At 62.3% G+C, this 13,254-nt stretch carries 15 protein-coding genes; 10 read left to right on the forward strand and 5 right to left on the reverse strand.

Going from position 1 to position 13,254, the window contains the following annotated elements:
• Positions 1-194: 194 nt before the first annotated feature.
• Positions 195-1,121: a LysR family transcriptional regulator gene (locus ACWNZ1_RS05270; RefSeq protein ID WP_135845184.1), complete on the reverse strand. Its 927-nt coding sequence runs from the start codon at positions 1,119-1,121 to the stop codon at positions 195-197.
• A gap of 125 nt (positions 1,122-1,246) precedes the next feature.
• Between ACWNZ1_RS05270 and ACWNZ1_RS05275 the strand changes: the two genes are divergently transcribed.
• The 8 genes from ACWNZ1_RS05275 to ACWNZ1_RS05310 all read left to right on the forward strand — a co-directional run bounded on the left by ACWNZ1_RS05275 (position 1,247) and on the right by ACWNZ1_RS05310 (position 8,357).
• Complete coding sequence (locus tag ACWNZ1_RS05275; protein WP_256452756.1) at positions 1,247-2,086, forward strand: pirin family protein; 840 nt, start codon at positions 1,247-1,249, stop codon at positions 2,084-2,086.
• 50 nt (positions 2,087-2,136) lie between these two features.
• Complete coding sequence (locus ACWNZ1_RS05280) at positions 2,137-3,225, forward strand: alkene reductase (RefSeq protein WP_280944904.1); 1,089 nt, start codon at positions 2,137-2,139, stop codon at positions 3,223-3,225.
• 166 nt (positions 3,226-3,391) lie between these two features.
• Complete coding sequence (locus ACWNZ1_RS05285; protein ID WP_135845181.1) at positions 3,392-3,814, forward strand: nuclear transport factor 2 family protein; 423 nt, start codon at positions 3,392-3,394, stop codon at positions 3,812-3,814.
• Entirely contained in the window at positions 3,811-4,566 is a 756-nt protein-coding gene (locus ACWNZ1_RS05290; protein ID WP_256452754.1) for an SDR family NAD(P)-dependent oxidoreductase, read from the forward strand. The genes ACWNZ1_RS05285 and ACWNZ1_RS05290 overlap by 4 nt, the downstream gene beginning before the upstream one ends.
• A gap of 3 nt (positions 4,567-4,569) precedes the next feature.
• Positions 4,570-5,817 carry an NAD(P)/FAD-dependent oxidoreductase gene (locus ACWNZ1_RS05295; RefSeq protein WP_135845179.1) on the forward strand — a complete coding sequence of 416 codons (1,248 nt, stop codon included), beginning with the start codon at positions 4,570-4,572 and terminating at the stop codon, positions 5,815-5,817.
• A complete protein-coding gene (locus tag ACWNZ1_RS05300; protein ID WP_280944903.1) occupies positions 5,814-6,629 on the forward strand; it encodes a DUF1365 domain-containing protein in 816 nt (271 codons plus the stop codon). Before ACWNZ1_RS05295 ends, ACWNZ1_RS05300 begins: the two co-directional genes overlap by 4 nt.
• Complete coding sequence (locus ACWNZ1_RS05305) at positions 6,601-7,872, forward strand: SAM-dependent methyltransferase (protein ID WP_280944902.1); 1,272 nt, start codon at positions 6,601-6,603, stop codon at positions 7,870-7,872. Before ACWNZ1_RS05300 ends, ACWNZ1_RS05305 begins: the two co-directional genes overlap by 29 nt.
• On the forward strand, positions 7,869-8,357 hold the full coding sequence (locus ACWNZ1_RS05310; RefSeq protein ID WP_135845176.1) for a DUF2878 domain-containing protein: 489 nt from the start codon (positions 7,869-7,871) through the stop codon (positions 8,355-8,357). The genes ACWNZ1_RS05305 and ACWNZ1_RS05310 overlap by 4 nt, the downstream gene beginning before the upstream one ends.
• Positions 8,358-8,378: 21 nt before the next feature.
• Here the strand turns inward: ACWNZ1_RS05310 and ACWNZ1_RS05315 are convergent, their stop codons facing one another.
• The 4 genes from ACWNZ1_RS05315 to ACWNZ1_RS05330 form a co-directional block, all read right to left on the reverse strand.
• A complete protein-coding gene (locus tag ACWNZ1_RS05315) occupies positions 8,379-8,684 on the reverse strand; it encodes a DUF6482 family protein (RefSeq protein WP_135845175.1) in 306 nt (101 codons plus the stop codon).
• Complete coding sequence (locus ACWNZ1_RS05320; protein WP_406550169.1) at positions 8,681-9,190, reverse strand: DUF3833 domain-containing protein; 510 nt, start codon at positions 9,188-9,190, stop codon at positions 8,681-8,683. Before ACWNZ1_RS05320 ends, ACWNZ1_RS05315 begins: the two co-directional genes overlap by 4 nt.
• A 26-nt stretch (positions 9,191-9,216) precedes the next feature.
• Entirely contained in the window at positions 9,217-9,783 is a 567-nt protein-coding gene (locus ACWNZ1_RS05325; protein WP_280944901.1) for a chalcone isomerase family protein, read from the reverse strand.
• A 139-nt stretch (positions 9,784-9,922) separates the two neighbouring features.
• A complete protein-coding gene (locus ACWNZ1_RS05330) occupies positions 9,923-10,978 on the reverse strand; it encodes a LacI family DNA-binding transcriptional regulator (protein WP_256452750.1) in 1,056 nt (351 codons plus the stop codon).
• A gap of 127 nt (positions 10,979-11,105) precedes the next feature.
• Here ACWNZ1_RS05330 and ACWNZ1_RS05335 point away from each other — a divergent pair, with 127 nt between their 5' ends.
• Together ACWNZ1_RS05335 and ACWNZ1_RS05340 are read left to right on the forward strand one after the other, a co-directional pair.
• On the forward strand, positions 11,106-12,029 hold the full coding sequence (locus ACWNZ1_RS05335) for a TIM barrel protein (protein ID WP_280944900.1): 924 nt from the start codon (positions 11,106-11,108) through the stop codon (positions 12,027-12,029).
• A gap of 18 nt (positions 12,030-12,047) precedes the next feature.
• Positions 12,048-13,217 carry a Gfo/Idh/MocA family protein gene (locus ACWNZ1_RS05340; RefSeq protein WP_280944899.1) on the forward strand — a complete coding sequence of 390 codons (1,170 nt, stop codon included), beginning with the start codon at positions 12,048-12,050 and terminating at the stop codon, positions 13,215-13,217.
• The last annotated feature ends 37 nt before the right edge of the window (positions 13,218-13,254 follow it).

A 13,254-nucleotide genomic window follows, 5' to 3' on the forward strand; every position in this document is an offset into this window, starting at 1 on the left:
TGCTATTGCGACTATCGGGAAGAGGTTTCGAGGCGATTGTGTTGGCAGGCGGGGATTTGCGAAACGAGGGTTTTTATCGTTGCTGGGAAGGAAAAAACTGGATGCACGCCTGATGTCGAGTCAGGCGTTCCGCAGTGGCTCGGGGCTTGAAGGGAGGATGCGGCAGTGGATCCTGATAACTTGGTATCAAGCGTCTACTGACAGGTCTGTTTCAACTGCGCCGGAAACGCCTTGAGCTCAAGCTTCTCCATCACCAACCCAATGAAGGCCGACACCGCCAGCGGCAACTGACGTCGACTCGGGTAAAGCACATTCAGGCCAAAGCCGGCGCGTTGGTATTGCGGTAGCACGCGTACCAGCCTGCCGGCCTCCAGGTCGAGGCGGCTCAGCGCCGACGGCAGCACCGCGATGCCCAGGCCCGCGACGGTTGCCCTGCGCAACGCTTGGGCGGTGTTGGCGTTGAATCGGCTGGCGACCTGCACGTGCTCCTCGATGCCGTCCGGACCGACGAATCGCCAATGGGTCATGCCGCTGGGGTGAGCGAAGCTCACGCTGTCGTGGTGAGCCAGGTCCTGCAGTGAAGCCGGCGCACCGCGTGCGGCGATGTAGGCGGGGCTGGCGACCATGCCATCACCGTCGTTCTTGAGGAGTTGACGGCCGACATACCCCGAATCCTGCAACGGACCGCCGCGAAAGGCGACGTCGATGCGATCGGCAATCAGGTCGACACGGGCATCGCTGAGCACAAAATCAAGTTGCACCCGAGGATGTGCGGCTAAAAAGTCGGCCACCCATTCCATGGGGAAGAAGTCGAAAAAATCCGCCATCGCCGCGATGCGCACCAGACCGCTGGGCTCTTCGCTGCCCATCATCAATTCCTGTCCCGCCTCCATCAGCCCATCCACCGCATCCACGCAGCGTTCATAAAAACCCTGACCCGCATGGGTCAGCGTGAGTTTGCGAGTCGAGCGCTGCAGAAGTCGCGATTCCAGCTGCGCCTCCAACTGCTGCACCCGTCGGCTGACGGTGTTGGATGGCATGCCCAGCCGCCTGGCCGCCTCGGCAAAACTGCCACTGCGGACCACCTGGACAAACAGCGCAACATCGTTGAGATCGAACATGGCGCCGTAATTCCTTCGTTTTTTGGATGAGTTCAATCCGATTGTATCGGCTAATCAATCTATTGGAAGGCACTTATCCTCTCTTGCATCGAGGCCCCCAAACGCTCAAGCATCCGAGGCTCACCATGAACAGCATCGTCAAAGCACCGCCACGCGCCATCGTCCACCGCACCTTTGGCAGCAGCCACGGACCGATCACCCGGCTCATGAGCCCCGGCGACCTGGGCCAGCTCTGCAAGCCCTTCGTATTTCTCGATCTCTTCGGGTTCAAGGCCGACGCCATGCAAAGGGGTTTCGGCATGCACCCTCATTCCGGAATCGCCACGCTGACCTACATGATCGAAGGCCAAATGATCTACGAAGACACCACGGGCCAGTCCGGTACGCTGCCCAGCGGCGGCATGGAGTGGATGCAGGCCGGCAACGGCGTTTGGCATAACGCCCGGCCGGCCGGTGGCTCGCCGATCCAAGGTTTCCAGCTCTGGGTGGCGCTGCCGGCGGCGGAAGAAAATGCCCCGGCCCACAGCCTCTACCTGGCGCCCGCCGAGATCCCCCGGGAAGGCCCGGCGCTGGTATTGCTCGGCCAATACGGCGCAGCCCGCAGCCGCGTCTCCTCCCCCGCCGATATGAATTACCTCGCCGTGCAGTTACAAGACAACGAGCGCTGGCGCTACACCCCACCGGCCGGGCACACAGTCGCCTGGCTGGCGGTCAACGGCGGCAGCCTCGATGCTGGCGGCAACGTCAATGCCGGAGAAATGGCGGTATTCGCAGAATCCAGCGAGGCCATCGACATCGTTGCCCGAGGCGCGACGTCCTTCGTCCTCGGTTCGGCGGTCAAGCATCCCCACGACCTGGTGCTGGGCTACTACTCCGTGCACACCAGCGAGGCCGCGCTGGAGAAAGGCGAGAAAGAAATCCAGCGCATCGGCGCCCTTTTGCAACAAGAGGGCCGGTTGGCTTAGCCGACCCTCGACTCACCCCCTATCCATACCCCATCACATAGAGGTGAATCATGACCAACATCGGTCTCGATCTTCTGCTGTCCCGTGTTCAGCTCGGCAAGCTGTCCCTGAAAAACCGCATGATCATGGCGCCGATGACCCGCAGCCGCGCAGGCGCGGGTGACGTGGCCACGCCCCTGATGGCCGAGTACTACAGCCAGCGGGCCAGCGCGGGGCTGATCATCAGCGAAGGCTCCCAGGTATCGGCCCAGGGCAAGGGTTACCTGCGCACGCCAGGGATCTTTACCAGCGAACAAATCGCCGGCTGGAAACAAGTGACCGACGCGGTCCACGCCGAGGGCGGACAGATCTTCCTGCAACTGTGGCACGTAGGCCGTCTTTCCCATCCGCTGGTGCAGCTCAACGGCGCCCAGCCGGTGGCCCCTTCGGCGATCAAGGCCGATGGCGAGATCTACACCGCCGAAGGTCTCAAGCCCTATGAACTGCCACGGGCATTGGAGCTCGATGAAATTCCAGGCGTGGTCGCCGACTTTCGCCAAGCCGCGGTCAACGCGAAGCTGGCCGGGTTCGACGGCGTGGAGATTCATGGCGCCAACGGCTACTTGATCGACCAGTTCCTGCGTGACGGCACCAACCAACGTACCGATGCCTACGGCGGCTCGATCGAGAACCGCGCGCGTTTCCTCAAGGAAGTGGTCGAGTCGGTGATCGAAGTCTTCGGTGCCAGCCGCGTCGGCGTGCGGCTGTCGCCGATCTTCAGCTACTTCTCGATGAGCGACAGCAATCCGCAGGCAACTTTTGAATACGCCGCCAGGATGCTCAGCCGTTATGGCCTGGCCTACCTGCATATCGTGGAACTGGGCGAAGGCACGTTCGATTTCCTGGAACTCAAGCGCCGCTTTGGCGGGCCCTACATTGCCAACGGCGGCTACAGCGCCGTACGCGCAGCCACCGCCATCAGCCGTGGTGAAGCGGACCTGGTGGCGTTCGGCACGCCGTTTCTGGCGAACCCGGACCTGGTGGAGCGTTTCAAACTGGGCAAGGCACTGAATAGCCCTGACACGGCGACGTTCTACCAGGGTGACGAACAGGGTTATACAGATTATCCGACGTTGGCCGAAACCCAGACACAACAATGATCCAGTGAGACGGGAGGCAAGGCTTCAGCGCCCTCCTCTCGTCTCGGCTTGAAATTGTACAAATTCACATTTTCTTATACAAATAACTTTAAAATGTACAACTCCTGAAGTAGGCTTCAAAAACTTGTACAGAGATATGTATCTGTACAATATTTAGGAGCCTAGCATGTCCGCCTATCTCCAACGTTTCGCCCAGGCTTTCGCCGAACTGGACGCCCGACGCCTGGCCGAGCTCGATGAGCTCTACAGCGTCGACATCCATTTCCAAGACCCCTTGCACCGGATCGAAGGCCTGACGGCCCTGCGTGAATACTTTGCGCAGTTGTATGCCAGTGCCAGTGACGTGCGCTACGACTTCCACTCGTTCGATGAGGTCGCTCCCGGCGAAGGCTATTTGCGCTGGACCTTGCACTTTCGGCACCCACGCCTGGCGGGCGGAGCCCCCGTGGCATTGTCGGGTTGCAGCCATTTGCGCTGGACCGACCGGGTCTACCACCACCAGGACTTCTTTGACGCCGGTGCCCTGCTCTACGAACACTTACCATTATTGGGGCCGGTGATCCGCTGGCTCAAGCGCAGGCTGGCATGAGCCGCGTCTGGCTGACCGGCGCCAGCAGCGGCATTGGCGCGGCATTAGCGCAAGTGCTGCTGGAACAGGGTCACCACTTGGCATTGAGCGCGCGCCAGGTAGAACCCTTGCAGGCACTGGCAACACGCTATCCAGACCAGGTGCTGGTAGTGCCAGGCGACCTGACCGACCCGCGCCAGGTCGCCAGGGTCTGCCAGCAGATTGACTGTGAGTGGTTGGCGCTGGACCTGGTGATTCTCAATGCCGGTACCTGCGAATACCTGGAGCCTGGACGCTTCGACACCCATCTCGTCGAACGCGTCATCACCAGCAACCTGCTGGGCACCAGCCATTGCCTGGAGGCCGCCCTACCCTTGCTGCGCCGAGGCCAGTGCCCACATCTGGTGGTGGTGAGCAGCGCGGTCACCTGGCTGGCCCTGCCTCGCGCCGGCGCCTACGGTGCCTCGAAGGCCGCGTTGCGCTATCTGGTGGAGTCCTTGCGTATCGACCTGGCCACCGAGGGCATCGACGTCACCCTGGTGAGCCCCGGTTTCGTCGATACGCCACTGACCCGACGCAACGATTTTCCCATGCCCATGCGCTGGTCGGCGCAACGGGCCGCACGGCATATCGCACGGCGCTTGCCGGCACGGCCTTTGGACATCGTGTTTCCCTGGTTCTTCACCGTCGTCCTGCGCTTGCTTGGACACTTGCCCGCAAGCTGGCGGCTGGCCCTGGGCCGGCGCCTGGCACGCCCCTCCAAGGAATCTTGAGACATGCGCATCGCAATCATCGGCAGCGGCATTTCCGGGCTGACCTGTGCCTATCTGTTGGCTCGTCGACATCAGGTCACTCTGTTCGAGGCCGACAGCCGGATCGGTGGCCACACCCATACCGTGGATGTCGATTGCCAGGGCAGGCGCTTTAGCGTTGATACCGGCTTCATCGTGTACAACGACTGGACCTACCCGAATTTCATTCGCCTGCTGGATCAATTGGGCGTCGCTTCGCGTCCTACGCAGATGAGCTTCTCGGTGCGTGACCCGGCCACCGGACAGGAATACAAGGGCTACACCTTGCGCAGCCTGTTCGCCCGCCGGCGCAACCTGCTGTCGCCCGGTTTCTGGGGCATGCTGCGCGACATCCTCCGGTTCAACCGGCAGGCGACGGCCGACCTGCAGGCGCACCGTATCGACAGCGCCACGCGACTCGGTGACTACCTGCACAGCCACGGTTATGGCCAGCGTTTCATCGACCACTACATCGTGCCCATGGGTTCTGCGATCTGGTCGATGTCGCCGGCCAGGATGCTGGAGTTTCCGCTGCAGTTCTTCGTGCGCTTCTGCCACAACCACGGCCTCCTGTCGCTCAATCGCCGCCCACAATGGCGCGTGATCGAGGGCGGTTCACGCAGTTACATCAGTCCCTTATGCGCCGGGTTTCACCAACACATCCGGCTCAACTGCCCGGTGCAAAGCGTCAGCCGAGACGCGACTGGGGTATGCGTGACCAGCGCCGCGGGCATCGAGCGTTTCGATAAAGTGGTGTTCGCCTGCCATAGCGACCAGGCCCTCGCCCTGCTCGAGGCGCCCAGCACCGAAGAAACCGAGGTCCTCGGTGCCCTGGCCTATGCCAGCAATGAAGTGCTGCTGCACACCGACACGCGATTATTGCCACGGCGGCGCCAGGCCTGGGCGAGCTGGAACTACCGCCTCGGCGGCCCACCTAACGCTCCGGCCGCGCTGACCTACAACATGAACATCCTCCAGGGCCTGGACGCGCCGGTGACCTTTTGCGTAAGCCTGAATCAGAGCGATGCGGTCGATCCGGCGCAGGTGCTTGCGCGCTTCGAGTACGCCCATCCCCAGTACAGCCTCGCCGGGGTAGCCGCGCAGGCCCGCCAGGGTGAATTGCAAGGACACCGGCACAGCTATTTCTGCGGTGCCTACTGGGCCAATGGTTTCCATGAAGACGGCGTGGTCAGCGCACTCCACGTAGCGGAGCTTTTCGGAGAACGCCTTTGAACAGCAGCCTGTGTCGCGGCTGGATCGACCATCGGCGCCATGCACCGCGAGTCCACGCATTTCGTTATCCGATCGGCATGCTGTACCTGGACCTCGCCGAACAGGATCATGTGCTGGGTCTGTCACGCCTGCTGCGGTCATGGCCCCTGGCGCCGCTGTGCTGGCGCGAACGCGACTACCTGCCTGCGCGCACCCGCCTGGGTGTGCCCTTGGTCGACGCCGTGCGCGAGATCCTCACCGAAGCGCTGGGTACGGCTCCCCAAGGCGCGATCCAACTGCTGACCCAGCCACGTAGCTGGGGCCTGTCGTTCAACCCGGTGAGTTTCTATTTCTGCCACGAAGCCGACGGGCGCCTGTCGGCGATTCTCTGCGAAGTGCGCAACACCCCGTGGCGCGAGCGTCATCACTATGTGCTGCCGGTACGCCCTGGCGAGCCCCAGGCGTTCCGGGTGGCCAAGGCTTTCCATGTTTCACCGTTCCTGCCCCGGGACATGGATTACCGCATGCGCTTTCGGCTCCAGGACTCCCACATTCGCGTGCACATGGAGAACTGGCGCGACGGGCACAAGGTCTTCGAGGCCCACCTGGCGCTCGAGCGCGAGCCTCTCGATGGCCGGTCGTTGCGCCGCCATGTCCTGGCATTCCCATGGATGAGCCTGCGCACTCTCAGCGCCATCTACTGGCAGGCGTTGCGCCTGCTGCTCAAACGCAGCCCCCTGTACACACACCAGGCAAGCCAAGGCGACCTGAGTATTGGTGAAACCGCCCACAAGGACCCCGACCATGCCCGAACCCACCCTGAGCGTTACTAAGGCCAGCAGCTTCTTCCCGTTCAACGGCGGCTTCTTCAAGCAGGCCGTGCTCGGCCAACTGCGCCGCCTGCGTCACGGCCATCTGCGCCTGACGGTCGATGGCGCGCCGTTGAGTTTCGGCGACCTGAGCAGTCCCTTGGTGGCCGAGGTCGAGATCCTCGACGCCGCCGCCTGGGGCATGGTCGCCGGTAACGGTTCCATCGGCGCCGGCGAGGCCTATATCCGGGGCTACTGGCGCAGCGCCGACCTGACCGCCGTGACACGCCTGTTTGTGGCCAACCTGGAAGTGCTCGACGCCATGGACAGCGGCCTGGCCCGCCTCAGTCGCCCCCTGATGCGCGGCTTGCACTGGCTCAACCGCAACAATCGAAAAGGCTCGCGGCGCAATATCATCGCTCACTACGACTTGGGTAATGAGCTGTTCGAGCGACTGCTCGACCCCACCATGATGTATTCGGCCGCACTGTTCGAAAGCCCGGAGCAAAGCCTGGAAGACGCCCAGCTCAACAAGCTTGAACGCATCTGCCGCAAGCTCGATCTGCGCCCAGGCGACCATTTGCTGGAAATCGGTACGGGCTGGGGCAGCCTCGCCATCCATGCAGCCACTCACTACGGTTGCAAGGTGACCACCACGACCTTGTCCGACGAGCAATACCGCCACGCGCTGCAGCGCATCGAGACGCTGGGCCTGCAGGAGCGCGTGCACGTGCTGTGCAAGGACTATCGTGACTTGCATGGGCGCTACGACAAGTTGGTGTCCATCGAAATGATCGAAGCCGTCGGGCATCGATACCTGCCTGAGTATTTCCGCTGCTGCGCCGCGTTGCTCAAGGATGACGGCCTGATGCTGCTGCAATCGATCACCATCCGCGACCAGCGCTACACCCAGGCCCGACGTTCGGTGGATTTTATCCAGCGCCATGTTTTCCCCGGCGGCGCACTGCCGTCGCTGTCGATTCTGTTGAGCACCGCCAGCACGCGGACGCAACTCAACCTGCTGCACCTTGAGGATTTCGGTGCGCACTACGCCCGTACGCTGCGACACTGGCATGAGAATCTGCGCCAATCGCGCCAGGTTTTGTTGGAACTTGGCTATGACGAAACCTTCCAGCGCCTGTGGGAATTCTACCTGTGCTACTGCGAAGGGGGATTCCAGGAGCGTGCCATCGGCGTTGCCCAGTTGGTGTTCGCCGGCCCCGCTGCCCGCCCGACGTCCCTGGCGGAACAACGGCAGGCCCGATGAACCGCATCGGCCTGCTGATCAACGCACTCTGGCTGCAACTGGGCTGGTGGGGATGCGTGGCCGGCGCCCACCAGCCAGGCTGGCTGCTGGTGGTAATCTGTGGCCTGCTCGCTCACCTTGCATTCAGCCCGACGCCCAAGTCCGAGTTCTATGCGGTGACCAGCGTTGGCCTCTGCGGCATGTTGCTGGACTGGAGCCTGGGCGCACAGGGCCTGTTCGTGTTCAAGCAGAGCCCGTTGCCACTTTGGCTGGCCCTGCTCTGGTTGGTCTTCGCCACGGGCTTGCGGCATAGCCTGGCCTGGGCCATACGGCCGGTCTGGCGCGGTGCGCTGGCAGGCATGGTGGGTGGTCCGCTGGCCTATTGCGTGGGAGCACCATTGGCCGGGGTCACGCTGCCCCTTGGCGTACTCGGAACCGCGTTGGTCTTGGCCCCTCTCTGGGGGTTATGGCTACCACTGGCGCTGCGCCTGGCTGAATCGCGCTGACCACGGGATGCAAGCGGGCAGCTACCAAGGCTCGTCCAGAAAAAGTGGGAGGCGCAATGGCTCGACCACCCCCTCGCGCAAACCGCACATTTCATCATGGACCACCTGTTGCACCAGCACGCACGGCAGGCGCGGCACAAAACGCAGCAGTTCACGAAGATGGGTGGTAGAGCGCACCGGCAACGTCTTGCCCGATTCGTCGAGCAGCGTATACAACCCACTGCCCCGCCGAGCGCGCAACACGTAAAGACCGCCTTCCAGCGACAAGAGCTCGAGTTCATGGATCCGACCGTCGACGGCCAGATCGGTCAGCTCCTGCAAGGTCATGGCGTACTCCCGGCCTGACGACGGAAAAACAGGGTCACCTGGCCCAGCTCGACACCGAGCTTGCTCATGCTGGAACGGTTGATCAGCGTGTCTTCATCCATCAGGTACATCCAGTCATCGAAAGTGACTTCATAGGTCGAACCGTCGACCGGCAGGTTCAGCCGATAACGCCAACGTAGAGCATTGCCGGCCACTTCTCCCTGCGCCTCGCCGATCACGTCGTCCGCACGACCGCGCCAAAGCCCTGGCCCAACAGGCGTCAACGTCCAGACCCGCCGCTGGCGAGTGCCGTCGCTGTAGAGGAAACGCTCATCCAGGATCAGTCGATCACCCTCGTGGCGGCTGGAAATCTCCACCACAAAACGCTTGATCACTTCACCCGAACGCTTTTGATAGATGCCCCAGGCCTTGACGGGCTTGCTGAAAAACTGCGCCAGATCCAGTCGTGGTTGCTGGTCGGCATAACGTTCGACATTCACATTCCCGCAACTGGTCAGGCCCAGCATCAGCAGCAATGCCAGCAGAAAATGCTTCACTGATTCTCTCTCCCTTCACTTGAACTCTGGATTCCAAATAATTGATTCCTAAGAATGGGTTCTCGAGTTCGAGGATCGAGCCAGATAGCAAAAAATGCCCGGGCAAACAGTGGGTCTGCGACCACAAGAGACAGCTTTTCACCCACATAGAAATGACAGCCCTGCCCCGGTAGATACACGCCAGTGATACGGCTTCCAGGCTTCACATCAATAAAAGCACGGCGCATTTGACCGGCCCATCCGTCCCGGCGCTTGACGTCCAGGGGCGCCCCGTTGAGGCGCTGCATTTCCTTCAGGCTCGTTTGGACCAAAGCCTCTTTACCGATGGCGCGCCGGTAACTGAGTTCCAGGGCAAACGCCGTTTCCAGGCTTGGCACAGCGGCCGCACTCCAGAGCCTGGCCTGGTAGATGTCGAACCCGTACCAGTCGAAATCGGCTTGCCCGACCAGACGCGTGCCTGGCAAAACGCCGCGCCAGTCCGACAAGGTTTGAGTGCAATAAAGCGTAGACATGCAAACGACTATGGCGACCAAGCTTTTCCTGAGCGCGAGCGACCGGGCCATGAAAGCACTACCCGTTTACCAAGGGAGCCTTGATAATTGTACAAGAATCTAATTTTGTACAGCTTTTAAAGAAAGCTCCGCTGACTTAGTGGTCACGAGGATCATTTCGCAGAATGGATAAACCGGATCGTATGTGCAGCTATATGCTTTCCGACACATCGATCTGAAGTGGCACCACCCGCCTTGACGCCGAGCCTGGCGGCGTGGCTGTTGCTGCCTCGACCAGTGCTTCGACCGCTTGTTCGGCCATGGCCGCGACAGGATGCGACAGCACCGCCTGGACCAGCCCCGTTTTCAACGCGTCACGCGTCAGTGGCGTCAGGTCATGGCACACCACGATGGGCAAGCGCAGCTGTCGGTCCTTGAGATCGCGCAAAGCCCGCAACACCCCCGCTATGCCACCTCCAGCCACATAAAGCCCGACAAGATCAGGTTCTGCCGTGAGCAGGTCCAACGTGTTGCCATAGGCGAACTCATCGTCCTCCAGCGTCAGGCGCGAGGCGAGCAGTTCCCATTCGCTGGAGTGCTCCGCCAGATAACTGCGAAAGCTCAGTTCGCACAACTCCTGGCACTGGAAACGCTGGCTGCTGAGCATGACCGCCACCGGGCCGGGCTGGCCGGCGAGGCGGCTGACGAACCAGCCTGCCGTGCGCCCGGTGAGCCGGTTGTCCAACCCGACATAGCCGGTGCCGGTAGCGCTGGACAACTCGGACAGCAGTGCCACCACCGAAACACCCGTCTCGCGCAGTTGTGCGACCGCCTCGCGCACCCTGGGATGGTCCACCGCCACCACGCCCAGGCCGTCCACTTGATCGCGCAAGGACGAGATGCGCTGCGCCACGGTGATCGGATCAAGGTCATCCAAATAGCCGATGACCACCCGAATCCGCGCTCGCGTGCAGGTTACGGCGGCATTCGACAACGCGTGGGCAAGGCCTTGGTAAAAAGGCACGCCACTTTTCTGCAACAGGAAGCCAAGCCGCAAGGTCGGGCGGTCGTTGAGCACCCGCTGTTCGATAACGCCCTTGGCATGAAACCCCAACCGCGCGGCAGCCGCGGCGATGCGCTGGGCGGTGTCGGCGCGCACGTCAGCGCGCAGGTTCAACACCCGGTCGACGGTGGACAGGCTGACTCCGGCTTCCCGAGCGACATCGGCCATCGTGGGACGCAGTTTACGACGTGACTTTTCTGACATGTTTTGACACCTCTATTGGGCATCATGAGGGGTTTTGACAGATTAAGCCATCCACCCATGGCCCCTTCCCCGGCAACCCAATAGCATCAGGCCAAGCACATAAAAACAAACACAGCCGGAGTGCCCCATGACGATCCACATCTGCACCGCGCCTTGCTGCTGGGGCGTCGATGACGTCAAGAACCCTTTCCTGCCTCCGTGGCGCCGCGTGCTTGGCGAAGCAGCCGAGGCTGGCTATCGCGGCATCGAGCTGGGCCCCTATGGTTACCTGCCGCTGGACGCCGAAACCGTCGGGCCAGCCTTGTCCGAACACGATCTGCATGTGATCGCCGGGACGATCTTCGACGACCTCGTCACCCCCGCCAACCTGCCCGAGCTACTGCGCCAGACCCACAACATCTGCGCGCTGCTCAAGCAATTGCCAGCCCCGCAAAAGCAAACCGGACAGCGCCATGCCGGCCCCTATCTGGTGATCATCGATTGGGGCCACGACGAGCGCGACTACGCCGCCGGGCACTCGGACCGCGCGCCACGCCTGGACGATGCGCGCTGGAACACCATGATGGCGCACATCCGCGCCATCGCTGACATTGCCTGGCATCAATACGGCATCCGCGCCGTCGTCCATCCCCACGCTGGCGGCTACATCGAGTTCGCCGACGAGTTGGCACGCCTGGTGGACGACATCCCCGACGAAGTCGCCGGGCTGTGCCTGGACACCGGACATCTCTATTACGCAGGCATGGACCCGGTCGCGTCGCTGCGCACCTACGCTCATCGCCTGGACTACCTGCACTTCAAAGACATCGACCCGGTGGTTTTCGACCAGGTGTTGAACGAACACATCCGCTTCTTTGCCGCCTGCGCCCGGGGCGTCATGTGCCCCATTGGACGCGGCGTCATCGACTACCCAGCGCTGCACAACCTCGTGCATGAGTTGGGTTACCAAGGCTGCATCACCGTCGAACAGGAACGCGACCCGCGCAACGCCGGGACCAGCCTGGACGATGTAGCGGCCAGCCGCGCCTACCTGGCCCGAATCGGTTTCTGATCACATGAGGACAGCCCCATGATCAATGGCAGCAAGACAATTACCCGGCCCATCCGTTGGGCCATGGTCGGTGGCGGTGAGCACAGCCAGATCGGCTACATCCACCGCTCGGCCGCCCTGCGCGACCGGAATTTCGAATTGGTCGCTGCGGCGCTGGATATCGACCCTGCACGCGGCCGGGCCTTTGGCGAGCAATTGGGCATCGACCCCGCGCGCTGCTATTCGGACTACCTGAGCCTGTTCGAACTGGAAGCACAACGTGCCGATGGGATCGAGGCAGTGTCAATCGCCACGCCCAATGGTACCCACTACGCTATCACCCGGGCCGCCCTTGAAGCCGGGCTGCATGTGGTCTGCGAAAAACCACTGTGTTTCACCCTCGAACAGGCTGAGGCGCTGCGAACCCTGGCGCAATCCAGGGACCGCATCGTTGGCCTGACCTACGGCTACGCCGGGCACCAGTTGATCGAACAGGCCCGGGCGATGATCGCGGCGGGCGAACTGGGGGACGTGCGTATGGTGCACATGCAGTTCGCCCATGGTTTCCATAGCGCGCCGGTCGAGACGCAGAACCAGGCCACCCAGTGGCGTGTCGACCCGCGCCAGGCCGGGCCCAGCTACGTGCTGGGGGATGTCGGCACCCACCCGTTGTACCTGGCCAAAGTGATGTTGCCCGACCTCAAGATCAAACGACTGATGTGCAGTCGGCAAAGCTTCGTCGCCAGCCGCGCCCCGTTGGAGGACAACGCCTACACCTTGATGGAATACGAGGGCGGCGCCATGGGCATGGTCTGGTCCAGCGCGGTGAACGCAGGGTCCATGCACGGGCAGAAGATCCGCGTGATCGGCTCCCGGGCCAGCCTTGAATGGTGGGACGAACGGCCCAACCAGCTGAGTTTCGAAATCCAGGGCCAACCGGCGCAGGTCCTGGAGCGCGGCATGGGCTACCTGCACCCCGACGCGCAGCAGGACGATCGCATCGGCGGCGGCCATCCCGAAGGGTTGTTCGAAGCCTGGTCCAATCTCTATCGCCGCTTTGCCCTGGCCATGGACGCATCCGACCGTGGCGACAGCGAGGCACTGGCCGCCCTGCATTACCCCGACATCAACGCCGGCGTCGAAGGCGTGCGCTGGGTCGAACGTTGTGTGGAATCAGCCGACAAGGACGCGGCCTGGGTTGCCTACTGAGCGGGCGACTTACCTGCAATCGAAAAGACAATGCCCC

The organism is Pseudomonas sp. CFBP 5748, from assembly GCF_053850495.1.

Bases quoted from the DNA above. Each gene is read 5' to 3' on its own strand.
- ACWNZ1_RS05320 (WP_406550169.1), bottom strand. From the start codon at position 9,190: ATGCTGGGCCTGACCAGTTGCGGGAATGTGAATGTCGAACGTTATGCC.
- ACWNZ1_RS05305 (WP_280944902.1), top strand. From the start codon at position 6,601: ATGCCCGAACCCACCCTGAGCGTTACTAAGGCCAGCAGCTTCTTCCCG.
- ACWNZ1_RS05310 (WP_135845176.1), top strand. From the start codon at position 7,869: ATGAACCGCATCGGCCTGCTGATCAACGCACTCTGGCTGCAACTGGGC.
- ACWNZ1_RS05325 (WP_280944901.1), bottom strand. From the start codon at position 9,783: ATGGCCCGGTCGCTCGCGCTCAGGAAAAGCTTGGTCGCCATAGTCGTT.
- ACWNZ1_RS05285 (WP_135845181.1), top strand. From the start codon at position 3,392: ATGTCCGCCTATCTCCAACGTTTCGCCCAGGCTTTCGCCGAACTGGAC.
- ACWNZ1_RS05315 (WP_135845175.1), bottom strand. From the start codon at position 8,684: ATGACCTTGCAGGAGCTGACCGATCTGGCCGTCGACGGTCGGATCCAT.
- ACWNZ1_RS05275 (WP_256452756.1), top strand. From the start codon at position 1,247: ATGAACAGCATCGTCAAAGCACCGCCACGCGCCATCGTCCACCGCACC.
- ACWNZ1_RS05290 (WP_256452754.1), top strand. From the start codon at position 3,811: ATGAGCCGCGTCTGGCTGACCGGCGCCAGCAGCGGCATTGGCGCGGCA.
- ACWNZ1_RS05340 (WP_280944899.1), top strand. From the start codon at position 12,048: ATGATCAATGGCAGCAAGACAATTACCCGGCCCATCCGTTGGGCCATG.
- ACWNZ1_RS05335 (WP_280944900.1), top strand. From the start codon at position 11,106: ATGACGATCCACATCTGCACCGCGCCTTGCTGCTGGGGCGTCGATGAC.
- ACWNZ1_RS05295 (WP_135845179.1), top strand. From the start codon at position 4,570: ATGCGCATCGCAATCATCGGCAGCGGCATTTCCGGGCTGACCTGTGCC.
- ACWNZ1_RS05280 (WP_280944904.1), top strand. From the start codon at position 2,137: ATGACCAACATCGGTCTCGATCTTCTGCTGTCCCGTGTTCAGCTCGGC.
- ACWNZ1_RS05270 (WP_135845184.1), bottom strand. From the start codon at position 1,121: ATGTTCGATCTCAACGATGTTGCGCTGTTTGTCCAGGTGGTCCGCAGT.
- ACWNZ1_RS05330 (WP_256452750.1), bottom strand. From the start codon at position 10,978: ATGTCAGAAAAGTCACGTCGTAAACTGCGTCCCACGATGGCCGATGTC.